Here is a 16,106-nt window from a genome sequence, read left to right as displayed (position 1 = left end):
ATTGTTACCGCTAAGCCCCATACAGGCTAAATGTGTCAGGCACTGAACAGCTCAGCGTTTGCATCCATCCAGCCCTGCAACAGGAGCATGGCGGCGATCGCATCGACCGGGTTGTCTTTGTAACTGCTACCGCGCTGACCGCCACGACTCATGCGCTCGCCCTTGGCCTCGAAGGTCGTCAGGCGTTCGTCATGGGTATAAACCGGCAGATTGAAGCGACCGTTGATCCGACGGGAAAACTTCTCGGCCTTGACGCTCATGTCGCTGGGCGTACCGTCCATGTTCAGCGGCAGGCCGACGACGATGGCGTCGGGTTTCCATTCGCGGATCAGTGCTTCGATCTGGCTCCAGTCCGGCACGCCTTGCTGGGCCTTTAGGGTGCACAGGTCGCGGGCTTGACCGGTAATCACCTGGCCCACCGCAACGCCGATCTGTTTGGTGCCGTAATCGAAACCCAGTAGTAAGCGCAGTGCGGGCATCAGGCGTGGCCTGCCTGGCTGGTGAGCAGGTTCAGGTTTACGCCCAGGCGCGCGGCGGCGGCATCCCGACGCTGGTCACTGTCGACGTCAAAGAGAATGGCAGGATCGAACGGGCAGGTTAGCCAGGCATTGGCAGCCATTTCAGCTTCCAGTTGGCCTGCATCCCATCCGGCGTAACCCAAAGTGATCACATTTTGATCAGGGCCGTAGCCGTCGGCGATGGAAAACAGCACATCCTGAGACGTAGAGAGCGCCAGGTCGCCGAGCTCGACGGTGGCCTGAAAGACCTGCCCGCGGGGGTGCAGCACGAAACCGCGGTCGGTCTGAACCGGACCGCCGGTGTGTATCGCTATTTCCTGGCAACGCACGGGAGCGGGGAGCTCGGGGCGCAATTGTTCAAGGACATCCGCCAGCGTGAGGCTTTGCGGTCGGTTGATGACCAGCCCCATGGCTCCGTTGGCGTTGTGCTCGACGATGTAAGTCAGCGTCTGCGCAAAGTTCGGGTCCACCATGTGCGGCATGGCGATCAGGAATTGATGCTTGAGATAACTCGCAGATACGTTTTTCATGAGCCCTAGTGTGGCGTCGCGCGGCGGGCCTGACAACTGGCAGTTCTGACAGGTCCGCAGGTTTGTGAAGGAGCCATCAGTTACTGGAAAGCTTGTCACCCCGGGCAAATTTCCATGTCCGGATGATTTCAAGCCGGTCGATGTCAGCCAGATCGCCGGTGAACGGCGCAAATGGCGCCGCCAGACGCACGATTCGCTGTGCAGCCTGATCCAGCAAGGGTTGTCCTGAGGACTCCAGCACCAGTATTTCGTACAGCGAGCCGTCGCGATTGATCGAGACCATCAGGCGCAAATTGCCGTAGATCTGCTTGCGGCGTGCTTCTTCCGGGTAATTCAGGTTGCCGACGCGTTCGACTTTCTTTCGCCAGTCGTCTTTGTACCAGGCGCCTTTGTCGCGCATGGTCGACGCGGCATTGAGGCGGTGGATCTTTGGTCGCTTGGCGTACAGCTGTTGTTCGTTGGAGAGCTCGGCTTCGAGGCTGGCGATTTCACTGCTCAGTTGCGAACTGTCGAATTCCGGGGCGGCCTTTGGCGTTGGGTCCGGTTTGACCTCTTCACGCTTGGCCACAGTCTTTTCAGGCGTTTTAGCCTTGGTGGCGACCACGGTTTTCGCCGACTCCTGTTTTTGCACAGGTTTTGCGGCCGGAGGCGGGGTCACTTTATTGATCTTGGTGTCCTGGAACGGCGCAAGCTCGGTGGTCTTGGGGATTTCCGCCTTGTCCAGGGTGCCGCTGCCTTCCTGATTGTCTTGAGCCAGAAAGTCGGCTTGTTTGGGTTTGGTGTCACTTTTGAACGTGGCGAGGGTGATCTCCAGCGTCTGGCTGATCTGTTCCGGTTTGACGTAGGTGAAACCCACGCCAAGGATGATCGCCACGTGTATTAACGCCGCAATCAACAGGGTAAAGCCCAGACGATCCGCCGGGCGCACGCCTGATTGGGTAAGTTCGTATGGGAGATCGACAGCAGTCATCAGCGGGTTAGCGTCTCTTGGGGTATTTCAAAATCGTTGGCTGCGCATGATAGCCCAGATTGAAATGCGGACTTCTGTGGGAACACATATAACCCTGTGGGAGCTGGGCTTGCCCGCGATAAGGCTGGACGCGATAGACCTGATATCTGTGTCGTCCTTATCGCGGGCAAGCCCAGCTCCCACAGGGATCGAGTTATGGCTTACCGGGCCTGCAGCTTCTTCTCGATCACATCCATCAACATCCCACCAATATTAGTACCGAATGCATTGTCGATTTCACGAATGCAGGTCGGGCTGGTGACGTTGATTTCGGTCAGATGCTCGCCGATCACGTCCAGGCCGACGAAGATCAGGCCTTTTTCACGCAGGGTAGGGCCGATCTGTTCAGCGATGTAGCGATCCTTATCCGTCAGCGGACGCGCTTCGCCACGACCACCTGCTGCCAGGTTGCCGCGGGTCTCACCGGCCGCCGGGATACGGGCCAGGCAATACGGGACAGGTTCGCCGTCGACCATCAAGATGCGCTTGTCGCCGTCCTTGATAGCAGGCAGATAGCCCTGCGCCATGATTTGCTGGGTGCCATGTGCAGTCAGGGTTTCGAGGATCACCGACAGGTTCGGATCGCCCACGCGATGGCGGAAGATCGACGCGCCGCCCATGCCGTCCAACGGCTTGAGGATCACATCGCCGTGCTCAGCGGCAAACTCGCGCAGGATGTCTGCACGACGGCTGACCAGAGTCGGCGGCGTCAGGTGCGGGAACTGTGTGGCGAACAGCTTTTCGTTGCAGTCGCGCAGGCTCTGCGGCTTGTTCACGATCAGTACGCCAGCACGCTCGGCCTGCTCCAGCAGATAAGTGGCGTAGACGAATTCCATGTCGAACGGTGGATCCTTACGCATCAGGATCACGTCCAGATCATCCAGACCGCTGTCCACTTCGGTACCAAACTCGAACCATTTGGCCGGGTCGGCAAAAACTTTCAGCGGTTTCATGCGAGCGCGGGCCTGGCCTGCGTTCTGATACAGGTCCTGCTGCTCCATGTAGAACAGCGACCAGCCGCGTTCCTGAGCGGCAAGCAGCATGGCCAGTGAGCTGTCCTTTTTATAGGAGATGCGCTCAATCGGGTCCATGACAATCCCTAGGCGAACGCTCATGGGCAAATATCCTCTGATCGATAACGGCCGCGTCGGCCTTGAAATAGGCGTCAGGGTGGCGCTCCGCTTGCTCCGGGTCAAGAGGCAAGCACGTGGCGGCCGGCTTTATGGATTGAGTCTGGAGAGTGTGCTAAAAAGGCTCGGCGCCTGAATTTGGCATTTGGCCTTCAGCCCCTGTAAATCAGGAGCTGGCAGTACGATCAGGCTCCCGTGCCGGGCTGAACACGCATAATTACGCCGCGGCGATGGAAGAGCAGATATGGAACAGCATTCATCAGCACTGAAAGTCATGGTCATCGATGATTCGAAGACGATTCGTCGCACCGCCGAAACGCTGCTGAGAAATGTCGGCTGTGAGGTCATTACCGCGATTGACGGGTTCGATGCGCTGGCCAAGATCGCCGACAATCATCCGCGCATCATCTTTGTCGACATCATGATGCCGCGTCTGGATGGCTATCAGACCTGCGCGCTGATCAAAAACAACCGGGCGTTCAAATCGACGCCGGTGATCATGCTCTCGTCCAAGGATGGCCTGTTCGACAAGGCCAAGGGACGAATCGTCGGCTCTGATCAGTTTTTGACCAAACCGTTTAGCAAGGAAGAACTGCTCAGCGCGATCAAGGCGCATGTGCCCGGGTTCGTTGCAGTGGAACAACAAGTTTCGTGACGCCTGCTGCCCACAAGGGCAGCGGGCATTCATCCTTATGGGGAACACCATGGCTCGAATTCTGATCGTCGATGACTCGCCGACTGAAATGTACAAATTGACCGGCATGCTGGAAAAGCACGGTCATGAAGTTCTCAAGGCCGAAAACGGTGCCGACGGCGTTGCCCTGGCGCGTCAGGAAAAGCCTGACGCCGTGCTGATGGACATCGTCATGCCCGGCCTCAATGGTTTTCAGGCCACCCGCCAACTGACCAAGGACGCGGACACCAGCATGATCCCGGTGATCATCATCACCACCAAGGATCAGGAAACCGACAAGGTCTGGGGCAAACGTCAGGGCGCGCGTGATTACCTGACCAAGCCGGTGGACGAAGAGACCCTGATGAAAACCCTGAATGCGGTACTCGCCGGCTGACGCCGGTTCGTCATGGCTGAGTCTCAAACCGCTTTTCAGCTGCTGTTCGACATCGATCAACGTTGTCGAACACTGGCGGCGGGCCTGCCGTTTCAGGAAACCCGCCAGCAGGACTGGAGCGGTATCGGCTTTCGCATGGGCGAGCGTTGCTATGTGGCGCCCATGGGGGAAGTCAGCGAAATACTTCATGAGCCACGCTACGCAGCGCTGCCCGGAGTAAAACCCTGGGTGCGCGGCGTGGCCAATCTGCGTGGCAAGCTGTTACCCATCATGGATCTGTGCAGCTTTTTCGGCCATGAACTGTCGCCCCTGCGTAAAGAGCGGCGGGTGCTGGTCGTTGAGCACCAGGATGTATTCGCCGGTTTGCTGGTTGATGAGGTCCTCGGCCTGCAGCATTTCAGTCAGATCAGCCTGATGCCCCGGCAGGCGGCTGACATGGATGATGACATTACGCCGTTCATTCGAGGGCGGTTTGTGCGCGATCAGGCCTGGCTGGTGTTCAGTCCATGGGCGCTGGCGCAGTCACCGGGCTTCATGGACGTAGCGCTTTAACGTATTCGGCAGGCCAGCAACGCTGGCCTTTTTTGCTTGCGCGATAAACATCGCATTCGGTCCAGGTGGGACATGAGTAAGACAGGCAGATCATTGGAAGGCCTACGCAGCCGTTCGCAAATCGTCGTGCTGTTCGTCGCGCTGATCATTTTCATCGTGTTGCTGTTCGTCAATTTCGCTTACCTCAACACGCAGTCGAATTACGACAAGCAATACATCGGTCACGCAGGCGAGCTGCGCGTGTTGTCTCAGCGCATTGCCAAGAACGCCTCCGAGGCCGCCGCGGGTAAACCGCAAGCCTTCAAATTGCTTGCCGATGCCCGCAACGACTTTGACATGCGTTGGGGCTATCTGCGCAAGGGCGACAAAAACACCGGTTTGCCACCCGCGCCACAGGACGTCCGCGACGAGTTGCAGACGGTGCAGGCCGACTGGGAAGCCCTGCGTAGAAACTCCGACGTGATTCTGGCCAACGAGCAGACCGTGCTGTCGTTGCATCAAGTGGCTGCGACCCTGGCCGAAACCATCCCGCAATTGCAGGTCGAGTACGAAAAAGTCGTCGATATCCTGCTGCAAAACCGCGCGCCAGCCAGCCAGGTCGCAGTTGCCCAGCGTCAGTCTTTGTTGGCTGAGCGGATTCTTGGTTCGGTCAACAAGGTGCTGGCGGGGGATGACACCGCGGTTCAGGCCGCCGACGCTTTCGGTCGTGACGCCAGTCAGTTCGGCCAAGTGCTCAGCGGCATGCTCGACGGCAACGTGAGCTTGCGCATCGCGCAGGTCGACGACCCGGCCGCCCGAGCGCGTTTGGCCGAGATCGCCGAGTTGTTCCAGTTCGTTTCCGGTTCGGTGGATGAGATTCTCGAAACATCGCCTGAGCTGTTCGAGGTGCGCGAGTCTGCAGGCAACATCTTCAACACGTCACAAACCCTGCTAGACGAAACCTCTGTGCTCGCCAACCGGCTGGAGCATCTGGCCAGTGCGCGCTCATCGAACACCATTGGCGGTTACGTGCTAGGGCTGTTGGCCTTGATGTCGATCATCCTCATCGGCCTGGTCATGGTGCGTGAGACCAATCGTCAGCTTCGCGAGACCGCCGAAAAAAGCGAGCGCAACCAGAACGCGATCATGCGTCTGCTCGATGAAATCGAAAACCTGGCAGACGGCGATCTGACCGTGGCCGCGTCGGTGACGGAGGATTTCACCGGGGCAATTGCTGACTCCATCAACTATTCCATCGACCAGTTGCGCGAGCTGGTGGCGACCATCAACCTCACTGCCGAGCAAGTGTTCGGTGCGGTGAAGGACACCCAGGGCACCGCCACGCAACTGGCTGCGGCGTCCGAGCATCAGGCGTTGCAGATCGCTGCGGCGTCCAACGCGATCAACCGCATGACCGGGTCTATCGATCTGGTCTCGGCCAACGCCCATGAGTCCTGGTCGGTGGCCGAACGCTCCGTTGCCATTGCCAACAAAGGCAATGAGGTGGTGCACAACACCATCAACGGCATGGACAACATTCGCGAGCAGATTCAGGACACGTCCAAGCGAATCAAGCGTCTTGGTGAGTCTTCTCAGGAAATCGGCGATATTGTCAGCCTGATTGACGACATTGCTGACCAGACCAACATCCTCGCCTTGAACGCTGCGATTCAGGCGTCGATGGCCGGTGACGCCGGGCGCGGTTTTGCGGTGGTGGCTGACGAAGTGCAGCGTCTGGCTGAACGTTCGTCCTCAGCGACCAAGCAGATTGAAACGCTGGTGCGGGCGATTCAGAACGACACCAACGAGGCGGTGATCTCTATGGAACAGACCACCACCGAAGTGGTGCGGGGGGCGCGCCTCGCGCAGGACGCTGGAGTGGCGCTGGAAGAGATCGAGGGCGTTTCAAAAATCCTTGCCGCGCTGATCCAGAGCATCACCAACGCGGCCCAGCAGCAGTCAGAACTGGGTCTGCAGATATCCCAGACCATGACGGTCATTCAGCAAACCACCTCGCAGACCACCTCAGGTACCGCCGCCACGGCGCGCAGCATGGGTAACCTGGCGAAGATGGCCAGCGCGATGCGTCGCTCGGTTTCGGGCTTCACCTTGCCGTCGTCAAAGGACCGTGGGTGATGTTCAGAAAACGTACAGCTCTGCTCTCCTGCAGAGAAGGTCCGGTCGACACAAACATTCAGGTTGGAATGCGATCTCTGTGGGAGCGGTGCTTGCCCGCGATGCATGAGACGCAGTTAGACGACATACCGCGTTATCGTTTATCGCGGGCAAGCCTCGCTCCCACAGGGGCCGTTTATCCCTCGGTGAGCGTCTACAGGTTTGGGTTCAACTTCGGTATAAGCAATCAAGCTGGGTATTGGAGTCGTCATGGCTGATCGGCACGACTATGTGGCGCTGGAATGGGTAAAAGGCGAAATCGCTGAAACCCTCAAGCAGGCTCGCCAGGCCCTCGAAGTATTCATCGTCGACCCCGGCCATACGGAGGCGATGGACGAGTGCCTGGATTGCGTGCACCAGGTGCACGGCAGCCTGCAAATGATCGAATTCTACGGTGCAGCGTTGCTGGCCGAGGAAGTCGAACAACTGGCGCTCGCCTTGCAGCAGGATCGCGTGGCGGAGCGTGCCGAGGCCGAGCAGTTGCTGACTCAGGCCATGACGCAACTGCCTGCGTATCTGGACCGTATTCATTCTGCCCGGCGCGATCTGCCGCTGGTGGTCTTGCCGCTGCTCAATGACTTGCGCAGTGCCCGGGGTGAAAGCCTGTTGTCGGAGACCAGCCTGTTCGCGCCGCAACTGGTCAGTGTTGCACCGCTGGATGCGCAAACTCTTGAACAGCGCGACAACCCCGAGTTACCCGCGCTGCTGCGCAAATTACGCCAGACCCTGCAGACTGCGCTGGTCGGCCTGTTGCGTGAGCAGGACGTAAAGACTCAGCTCGGCTACATGGGCAAAGTCTTCGCGCGTCTCGAACAGCTTTGCGACAACGCGCCGTTGGGGCCGCTCTGGCAGATTGCGTCGGCATTGGTGGAAACCATGCTCAATGGCAATTTCACAAACAGCCCGGCATTGCGCAGCCTGTTCAAGGATGCCGACAAAGAACTCAAACGCCTGCTGGAGCAGGGCGTTGCGGGGATCAACCAGCCTGCGCCGGATGAGTTGCTCAAAAGCCTGTTGTTCTACATCGCCAAGTCCGACAGCCAGGCGCCACGAATGGTCGATCTGAAGGACCAGTACGGCCTGGACGAAGCGCTGCCCGACACCACGCCACCCAGCCAGCAACGGACGAGCCTCGGACCTGATCGCGACGCGATGCGCTCGGTGATCAGCGCCTTGTGCGAAGAGCTGGTGCGGGTCAAAGAGCGGCTGGATGTGTTTGTACGCGGTGATCGCAAGTCGGTCAGCGAACTCAACAGCCTGTTACCGCCGCTGCGGCAGATCGCCGACACACTGGCTGTGCTGGGCTTCGGTCAGCCGCGTAAAGTCATCATTGATCAGTTGGCCGTGGTGCAGGGTTTGGCGCAGGGCCAGCGCGAGCCGAGTGACGCCGCATTGATGGATGTGGCCGGGGCGTTGCTCTATGTCGAGGCAACGCTGGCCGGAATGGTCGGCCCGGTCGAGCAAGCCGCCAATCGCGAAGAGAGTCGCCTGCCCACCACTGACCTGACGCAGATTCATCAGTTAGTCATCCGTGAAGCCCGGGTCGTGTTGCAGCAAGCCAAGGATGTGATCATTGATTACATCGATGGTGAATGGGATCGCGAGCGTCTGAAGCCACTGTCTGCGTTGCTGGTGCAAGTGCGCGGCGCACTGGCGATGATTCCGCTGGCCCGTGCAGCCAGTCTGCTGGCGGCCTGTAACGACTACATTCTTGAACACCTCTTGATCGACGAAACCCGCCCGGCCTGGACCCAGCTCGACAGCCTCGCTGATACCATTACCGGCATCGAGTATTATCTGGAGCGCATGGGCGAAGACCATGAGGCGCCGGGCGAACAGGTGCTCGACATGGCGCAGGAAAGCCTGGCGCGACTGGGCTACACGCCCGCGTCGGATACCCTCGACGTACCCGTGCTGGACGAGGTCATCAGCCAGGACGAGATTCTTGAGCTGGAAGCGCGCAACGCCTTGGTCAGCCCGACGCAAACCATCGCCGATGTGCTGGCCAGTCCAATGTCTGGCGTGAACCCGCCGGCGCTTCATACCCCCGATAGCCTGTTGCCGCCGCCTGCCGATGAAGAAGCGGTGGACGACGAGTTACTGGAAGTCTTTCTTGAGGAAGCCGAAGAAGTCCTCGCCGCCCTGCGCGAATACCTGCCGCAATGGATTGGCTCCCTCAATGATGCGCGCAGCAACACCACCGCGCTGACCGAAGTGCGCCGCGCTTTCCACACCCTCAAGGGCAGTGGGCGGATGGTTCGTGCATTGATCCTTGGCGAACTGGCGTGGGCAGTGGAAAACCTGCTCAACCGCATACTGGAAAACAGCGTCAAACCCGACGAGCACGTTCAGCAGCTGCTCAATGAAGTGCTGGAACTGCTGCCAGCCGTTCTCAAGGATTTTGCTCAGGGTGCCCAGCGTCAGCGCAACGATGTGGACCGCCTCGCTGCCCAGGCGCATGCCCTGGCCAGAGGACAAGGACTGCTGACCTTCGACGTCGCCGCCGATAGCGAAAACGAAACTGACGAGCTCGACCCGCAACTGCTGGAAATCTTCCGCCAGGAAGCCCTGAGTCATCTGGACAGTCTCAAGCGTTTTCTGAAGAGCTGCGCCAATGATCCAGAGCCTGCCATCAGCGACGACCTGCTGCGGGCGCTGCACACCCTAAAAGGCAGCGCCTCCATGGCCGGTGTGTTGCCGATTGCGGAACTGACCAGTCCGCTGGATCAACTGGTGCGTGAGTACAAAGCGCACATGCTGGCGTTGGGGCAGGCCGAACTTGAGTTGCTGCATCAGGCCGAACCGCTGCTTCTGATGGGCCTGGCGCAGCTGTCGAGCGATCCGTTGGGGCCGATTCCCGGTGCGGCGGCGCTGATCGACGCCGCCCAGACCTTGCTGCAAGAGCGACTGGCAGCGGTGTTGAGTGCGTCGAACAACGGTCTGCGGGTCAAGCGCAATCCGCAACTGATCGAGAGCTTTCTGGCCGAAGGCATGGACATCCTGCTGGACGCGGAAAACCTCTTGCAGCGCTGGCGGGAACACCCCGGAGAACGGCAGGAACTCTCTGCGCTGCTGGATGAGCTGACCACCTTGGGACATGGCGCGCACCTCGCCGACTTGCCGCAAGTGGACGAACTTTGCGAGGCCTTGCTGGACCTGTATGGGGCGGTGGAAGAAAGCAGCCTGGCGGTCAGCGAACGCTTTTTTGATGAGGCCGAGCAGGCCCATGAAGCACTGATCTGCATGCTTGATCAACTGGCGGCCGGGCAAGAAGTTGAAGCCTGTCCGGCCCGCATTCAGGCGTTGCGGGACTTGCATGATCAGGCGCTGGACCCTTCAGCCACGGGCCTGATCAAAAGTGACGGCAGCCAGACGCTGAGCATCACCGAGCTGAACGCGGCCACCGAAACGTTGGCCAGTCATGCGCCGATTCTCGGCGACCCGTTGAACCTCGATGACGAGATCGTCGAGATATTTCTCGAGGAAGCGGTGGATATCCTCGACAGCGCCGGGCAAGCCCTGCAGCGCTGGTTCGATGACCCGGAAAACCCGTTGCCGCTATCAGCCTTGCAGCGTGACCTGCACACCTTGAAGGGTGGCGCGCGCATGGCTGAAATCGGTCCCATTGGCGATCTGGGGCATGAACTGGAAAGCGTTTACGAAGGCCTTATCGACCGCCGCTACAGCCATTCTCCGGCCCTGGCTGACTTGCTGGTCCAAAGCCATGACCATCTGGCATTGATGCTTGAAGAGTTGCAGAAGCACCGGGTGCTGAGTGACCCGACGGCGTTGATCGATGCCATTCAGGCCTTGCGTATGGGCGCCACGCCGACGTCAATGGGCGAGCCCATTCCGGCACAGCCCAAAGTTGAAGCCAATACTTCGCCTGAGCGCGACACCGAGTTGCTGGAAATCTTCCTCGAAGAAGGCTTCGACCTCATCGACAGCTCCGGCGCTGCGCTGGCAAGGTGGCAGGCCGACCCCGCTAATTTGCTCGAAGTGGAAAACCTGCTGCGCGATCTGCACACCTTGAAAGGTGGCGCGCGCATGGCAGAAATCACCCCCATCGGCGATCTGGCTCACGAGCTGGAAACGCTATATGAGGGTTTGTCGGCCGGGACAGTGAAGCCCGATCCGATCACCATCAGCCTGCTGCAAAGCGGCCACGATTTGCTCGGCGATATGCTCGACGCGGTGCGCACCGACAAGCCGTTGCCCGGTGCGGCGCTGCTGATCGAGAGCATTCGCAAGCAGGCCTCTGGCGATAGCTCGAATGGTCCCACCCTCGCGCCTGCGATGCTCGAACCGTTGGCCCCCATACTCATGCCCGAACCAGCTCCGGCTCCTGATCCCGAGGGTGAGCGCGCAGCCAGCGAGATGGTCAAGGTTCCGGCGCAAGAGCTGGAAACGCTGGTCAATCTGGCGGGCGAGACATCGATCTTTCGCGGCCGTATCGAACAGCAAGTCCTTGACGCCGAAGGCACCCTCGCAGAAATGGCCACGACCATTGAGCGGATGCGCGATCAGTTGCGGCGTCTGGACATGGAAACCCAAGGCAGCATCCTCAGCCGTGAGCAGGTGCAGGCCGAGCGGCTGGGTTACGAAGATTTCGACCCGCTGGAAATGGATCGCCATTCCCAGCTGCAACAATTGTCGCGCGCTTTGTTCGAGTCCGCGTCCGACTTGATGGACCTCAAGGAAACCCTCGACGCCCGGGCCAGCGACGCGCAGACCCTGTTGCTACAACAGGCGCGGGTCAATACCGAACTGCAGGAAGGCCTGATGCGCACGCGCATGGTGCCTTTCGAGCGCATGGTGCCGCGCCTCAAACGCATCGTGCGTCAGGTGTCCGCCGAGCTGCACAAAAAAGTCCATTTCGAGGTGGGTAACGCTGAAGGCGAGATGGACCGTACGGTGCTTGAGCGCATGGTCGCGCCGCTGGAGCATATGCTGCGCAACGCCATCGATCATGGCCTTGAAAGCACCGAAGAGCGCCTGGCTCAGGGCAAGCCCGAGTTCGGCACCATCCTTCTGGATCTCAAGCACGAAGGCGGCGATATCGTTTTCGAGATGAGCGACGACGGCGCAGGTGTGGACCTGGATGCGGTGCGGAAGAAGGCCATCAAGCGCGGCATGATTCCGGCTTATGCGCAGCCGGGTTATCACGAGACGTTGCAGTTCATTCTGGAGCCTGGGTTCTCTACCGCGGAAACCGTCACGCAGATTTCCGGGCGCGGCGTCGGGATGGACGTGGTGCATGCCGAGGTCAAGCAACTGGGCGGCACCATGGTGATCGAATCCGTGCAGGGGCAGGGGGCGCTGTTCCGGATTCGCCTGCCGTTCTCGGTGTCGGTCAACCGTGCACTGATGGTGCAATGGGGCGAAGAGCAATACGCCGTACCGCTCAATACTGTCGAAGGCATTGTGCGGGTCATGCCCGGCGAGCTGGAAAGGTGCTACCAGTCGACGCCGCCGCGTTATCAATATGGCGAGCGGGTTTACGAGTTGCGCTATCTGGGCGAGCTGCTCAATTACAGTCAGCCGCCATCGTTCATCGGGCAAACCCAGCCGCTACCGGTGTTGCTGGTGCATGTTCAGGACCAGTGGGTTGCGGTGCAGGTCGATGCGTTGGCGGGCTCGCGGGAAATCGTCGTTAAAAGCCTTGGCCCGCAGTTTTCCAGGGTGCAGGGTATTTCCGGTGCGACCATTCTGGGCGATGGCCGCGTTGTGCTGATTCTCGATTTGCTGGCGCACATTCGTCGGTTGCATGGCCGTCTGCTGGCCGAGCAAGCGGCGGGGCGCAGTGTGCCGGTGTGGAGCGACGCTGAGCAGGGCCGACCGCTGCTGGTGCTGGTGGTGGACGATTCGGTCACGGTACGCAAAGTCACCAGCCGCCTGCTGGAGCGTCATGGCATGAACGTACTGACAGCCAAAGACGGTGTCGACGCCATGCTGCTGCTCAAGGAGCGCGTCCCGGACGTCATGTTGCTGGACATCGAAATGCCACGCATGGACGGTTTCGAAGTCCTCGGCCATGTTCGCGCCGACGAGCAGCTCAAGGAATTGCCCATCATCATGATCACCTCCCGCTCCGGCCAGAAGCACCGCGACCGTGCCATGGGGCTGGGCGTCAATGAGTACCTGAGCAAGCCGTATCAGGAATCAGTGCTGCTCGAAAGCATCGCCTATTGGAGTCAGGTCAATGCCTAACGCTGCCAGTGCGACACAACTGACCGGACTGATTCTGCCACTGAGCGACCGCAATTTGCTGCTGCCCAACGTCGCCGTGGCGGAGCTCATCGACTATCAGGATTGCAGCGCCGACAGTGATGCGCCTGCATGGTACCTGGGGCCGATCAGTTGGCGGCAGCGCACTTTGCCCTTGCTCAGTTTCGAAGCCGCGTGCGGCGGCCGAACCCTTGTCGGTGGCCGCGCACGCATCGTCGTACTCAACGCCCTGGGTGGCCGCGACGAGCTGAAATTCATTGCTCTGCTGACCCAAGGCATCCCCCGTTCCTGCAAGGTCGACAACCAGCTCAGCTATGTTGACGTACCTCTGGATGCGCTTGAGCTCGCGGCCGTGCAAATCGGCGAGACCATCGCGAAGATCCCCGATCTGGTGGGGCTAGAGCAGTGGTTGGTGGATGCGGGCCTCACACAAACCTCCCTGTAGGAGCTCACGAGCACCGCGAGGCAGCGATAGCGTTCTGCCTGACACACCGCCATCGCGGCCTCGCGGTGCTCGTGCGCTCCTAAAAAGAATCGTATCCCGCCGGGTATGTGAGCCGATTAGATTTTATATTCGGCTCACGGAATGAGCCGAATAGGTTTATTATTCGGCTCATGTGCATAACGGTCGTCATCATGAACGAACACCTGAACTGGATCTGGCAGCACGCTGACTGGCCGCATTTTCGCTGGCAGGCGGAGCGGCTCGCCTCACTACTGCGCTGCTGCTCCCAGGCGCAGGGCCGTTTGCTGGGCATGTTGGGTGCGGCGGGTGCCGATGCGAGCGCACAGACAGAACTGGATGCGCTGCTGCAAAACATCATCACTTCTTCAGCCATTGAGGGTGAGCAACTGAATGTCGGTTCAGTGCGCTCATCACTGGCCAAGCGTCTTGGACTTGAGGCTGATCAGCGGGTCAGCCCGCGCAGTGAAGGCCTGGCCGAGCTAATGCTCGATGCCACCCAGCAACACACTGCGACGCTCACGCTTGAGCGGGTACTCCATTGGCACACGCTGCTGTTTCCGGCTCAAGAATCGCTGCTGTCCCACGACATCCGGGTAGGTGCTTTGCGGGGCGAAGAGCCGATGCAGGTGGTGTCGGGGCGTGTGGACCGGCCAACTGTGCATTTCGAAGCCCCGGCGCGCGAAGGTCTGGAGGGACAACTCGATGCGTTTCTCGATTGGTTCGCCGCCAGCCGGGAAGATGTCAGCCTTGACCCATTGCTGCGTGCGGGCATTGCGCACTTCTGGTTCGTGACGCTGCATCCCTTCGATGACGGCAACGGCCGTCTGACGCGAGCAATCACCGACCTTGCCTTGGCGCAGGCTGAGAACCAGGCGATCCGCTTTTACGCCATGTCCGCGAGCATTCTTGCGGATCGACGAGGCTACTATGAAGTCCTGGAGCGCAGCCAGAAAGAAGGTCTGGATATCACGCCGTGGCTTGAGTGGTTTCTGCAAACCCTGCTGCATACCCTTGAGCAAGCGATCAAACGCATCGACCGCGTTCTGGCCAAGGCACGCTTCTGGCAGCAACACCGGGCTGATGGTTTATCGCCAGAGCAAATCAAAGTCCTCAACCGTTTGCTGGACGGAAGTTTACTGGCCGACAAACCGGGTTTCGAAGGCGGCATCAGCGCCGCGCAATATCAGGCTGTTGCGAAGGTCAGTAAGGCCACTGCCACCCGGCACCTTGCTGATCTTCTGGAGAAAGGCTGCGTGCTGAAACTGCCAGGGGGAGGGCGGAGTACGCGGTATCAGTTGGTCTTGGATTGAGCGGTTGTTGTCCCGCAGCTAACCTTGGACCTGTAGGAGTGAGCTTGCTCGCGATAGCGTTAATTCAGGCGATAATTGTCGTCGACAGAGAAACCGAATCGCGAGCAAGGTGGAGCGCCACCCCGGTCACTCCTACAATGGCCTGTGCTTGCTGCGTGAGAGCGTACTGTCAGATCGGCAGGTGCTGAATGCGTCGGTTTACTTCGAGCTCGCTGAGGTTCAAGGACATATCGTCGGTCAGAACTGTCCTGGCTTTGTGTTGAGCGACAGAGCGGCGCAGGCGCTTGGCGTTTGATTCGTTACTCAGCAAGTAAGTCGTCTCAACGCTGGAGTTTTCATTCCGCGGGTTGTCAGGCGAGGTCATGATGAAATCCGAAGAGCGTTTTCAATGAAAAGTAACTGATTTAGGCGGAGCGAATCAGTACGGATGTATTACCCACCGAGATATTGAGCCACAACTTCCCCGCTCCACAGCCAGACATCGCCCTTTCACTTGAGTGAAATTTCCGAAAAAAACCTGGACCAACTAAGCATTTCGTTGATGTCGAATTCTAATGACTTGAATTTCTTGATCGTTTATTCGGTACAGCGCTAAAAATGGGTAGCGAGCAAAAACCAGCTCACGAACCCCTGGACGTAGAGCCGGGCGCCCCATGCTGCTGAAAATCGTCAGTGGGTCCAGCTTTTCGAGGAGGTGGAGAATAATGCCAGTTGCTACCTTTGGACCTGCGTTTGCAACGTAGTATTCGTGGATAGAAAGCAGGTCGCTTCGAGCTTTCTCAGTCAGCGCTATTGTTCGCACGTGCTAACCACTCAGCTTTTACTATTTCAAGATCGGTGAGACGTCCCGCTTCAGCGTCTGCAATGCCTTCGTCTATCGCCTGCAACTCTTCGAATGCTGTCGCCAAATACTGTTCTAACGCCCGTTGCAGATGGTATTGGCGTTCTCGATTTGAAGCCGACACGAGCTCGTCGAGTTTTGTTGCCAATGAGTCATCAATAAAGAATGACAACGTGGATGATGCCATGACGTACTCCCCGAATTGGCAATTATAGGTTTGCGCGCAACGCTTGGGAGTATACCGCTGCTGTGAGTGCAGAGAGGTTTCGCTATTCAGATGTGTCATTGCTTTGAAGTT

At 59.1% G+C, this 16,106-nt stretch carries 13 protein-coding genes and 2 pseudogenes; 8 read left to right on the top strand and 7 right to left on the bottom strand.

Annotated elements, in window-relative coordinates; translation table 11 throughout:
- Nucleotides 1-35 precede the first annotated feature (35 nt).
- The 4 genes from ruvX to gshB all read right to left on the bottom strand — a co-directional run bounded on the left by ruvX (nucleotide 36) and on the right by gshB (nucleotide 3,172).
- Complete coding sequence (gene ruvX, locus K3169_RS28045) at nucleotides 36-479, bottom strand: Holliday junction resolvase RuvX (protein WP_027898384.1); 444 nt, start codon at nucleotides 477-479, stop codon at nucleotides 36-38.
- Nucleotides 479-1,048 (bottom strand): YqgE/AlgH family protein, encoded by a 570-nt coding sequence (locus K3169_RS28040; RefSeq protein ID WP_027898385.1) that lies wholly within the window; start codon nucleotides 1,046-1,048, stop codon nucleotides 479-481. The genes ruvX and K3169_RS28040 overlap by 1 nt, the downstream gene beginning before the upstream one ends.
- A 76-nt stretch (nucleotides 1,049-1,124) precedes the next feature.
- A complete protein-coding gene (locus K3169_RS28035) occupies nucleotides 1,125-2,018 on the bottom strand; it encodes an energy transducer TonB (RefSeq protein WP_027898386.1) in 894 nt (297 codons plus the stop codon).
- A gap of 200 nt (nucleotides 2,019-2,218) precedes the next feature.
- On the bottom strand, nucleotides 2,219-3,172 hold the full coding sequence (gshB, locus tag K3169_RS28030; protein ID WP_122395407.1) for a glutathione synthase: 954 nt from the start codon (nucleotides 3,170-3,172) through the stop codon (nucleotides 2,219-2,221).
- A gap of 259 nt (nucleotides 3,173-3,431) precedes the next feature.
- On the opposite strand from gshB, the gene pilG reads away from it, so the two are divergent.
- The 8 genes and pseudogenes from pilG to K3169_RS27995 all read left to right on the top strand — a co-directional run bounded on the left by pilG (nucleotide 3,432) and on the right by K3169_RS27995 (nucleotide 14,967).
- Complete coding sequence (pilG, locus tag K3169_RS28025; protein ID WP_027898388.1) at nucleotides 3,432-3,842, top strand: twitching motility response regulator PilG; 411 nt, start codon at nucleotides 3,432-3,434, stop codon at nucleotides 3,840-3,842.
- Nucleotides 3,843-3,891: 49 nt separating this feature from the next.
- Entirely contained in the window at nucleotides 3,892-4,257 is a 366-nt protein-coding gene (gene pilH, locus K3169_RS28020) for a twitching motility response regulator PilH (RefSeq protein ID WP_027898389.1), read from the top strand.
- Nucleotides 4,258-4,269: 12 nt separating this feature from the next.
- On the top strand, nucleotides 4,270-4,809 hold the full coding sequence (locus K3169_RS28015) for a chemotaxis protein CheW (protein WP_231675342.1): 540 nt from the start codon (nucleotides 4,270-4,272) through the stop codon (nucleotides 4,807-4,809).
- 72 nt (nucleotides 4,810-4,881) lie between these two features.
- Nucleotides 4,882-6,924, top strand: a complete 2,043-nt coding sequence (locus K3169_RS28010; protein ID WP_027898391.1) for a methyl-accepting chemotaxis protein — start codon at nucleotides 4,882-4,884, stop codon at nucleotides 6,922-6,924.
- A 249-nt stretch (nucleotides 6,925-7,173) separates the two neighbouring features.
- A pseudogene (locus tag K3169_RS28005) lies at nucleotides 7,174-11,220 on the top strand (Hpt domain-containing protein); the annotation flags it as partial.
- An 81-nt stretch (nucleotides 11,221-11,301) separates the two neighbouring features.
- A pseudogene (locus tag K3169_RS29930) lies at nucleotides 11,302-13,173 on the top strand (response regulator); the annotation flags it as partial.
- Nucleotides 13,166-13,636, top strand: coding sequence for a chemotaxis protein CheW (locus K3169_RS28000; protein WP_231675340.1), 471 nt, complete (start codon nucleotides 13,166-13,168; stop codon nucleotides 13,634-13,636). The pseudogene K3169_RS29930 and the gene K3169_RS28000, both read left to right, overlap by 8 nt.
- Before the next feature lie 191 nt (nucleotides 13,637-13,827).
- Entirely contained in the window at nucleotides 13,828-14,967 is a 1,140-nt protein-coding gene (locus tag K3169_RS27995; protein WP_263269153.1) for a Fic family protein, read from the top strand.
- Nucleotides 14,968-15,136: 169 nt separating this feature from the next.
- On the opposite strand, the gene K3169_RS27990 is transcribed toward K3169_RS27995, so the two are convergent.
- From K3169_RS27990 to K3169_RS27980, 3 genes are all read right to left on the bottom strand, one after another.
- Nucleotides 15,137-15,331, bottom strand: a complete 195-nt coding sequence (locus tag K3169_RS27990; protein ID WP_231675338.1) for a hypothetical protein — start codon at nucleotides 15,329-15,331, stop codon at nucleotides 15,137-15,139.
- Nucleotides 15,332-15,493: 162 nt separating this feature from the next.
- A complete protein-coding gene (locus tag K3169_RS27985) occupies nucleotides 15,494-15,769 on the bottom strand; it encodes a type II toxin-antitoxin system RelE/ParE family toxin (protein ID WP_231675337.1) in 276 nt (91 codons plus the stop codon).
- The gene (locus K3169_RS27980; RefSeq protein ID WP_231675336.1) at nucleotides 15,747-15,995 is read right to left on the bottom strand and encodes a CopG family ribbon-helix-helix protein; all 249 of its coding nucleotides are present in this window, start codon (nucleotides 15,993-15,995) and stop codon (nucleotides 15,747-15,749) included. The genes K3169_RS27985 and K3169_RS27980 overlap by 23 nt, the downstream gene beginning before the upstream one ends.
- Nucleotides 15,996-16,106 lie beyond the last annotated feature (111 nt).

It is taken from the genome of Pseudomonas phytophila (genome assembly GCF_025643095.1).
In the GTDB taxonomy this organism is placed as follows: domain Bacteria; phylum Pseudomonadota; class Gammaproteobacteria; order Pseudomonadales; family Pseudomonadaceae; genus Aquipseudomonas; species Aquipseudomonas quasicaspiana.
This window is presented reverse-complemented; position numbering and strand designations above follow the sequence as displayed.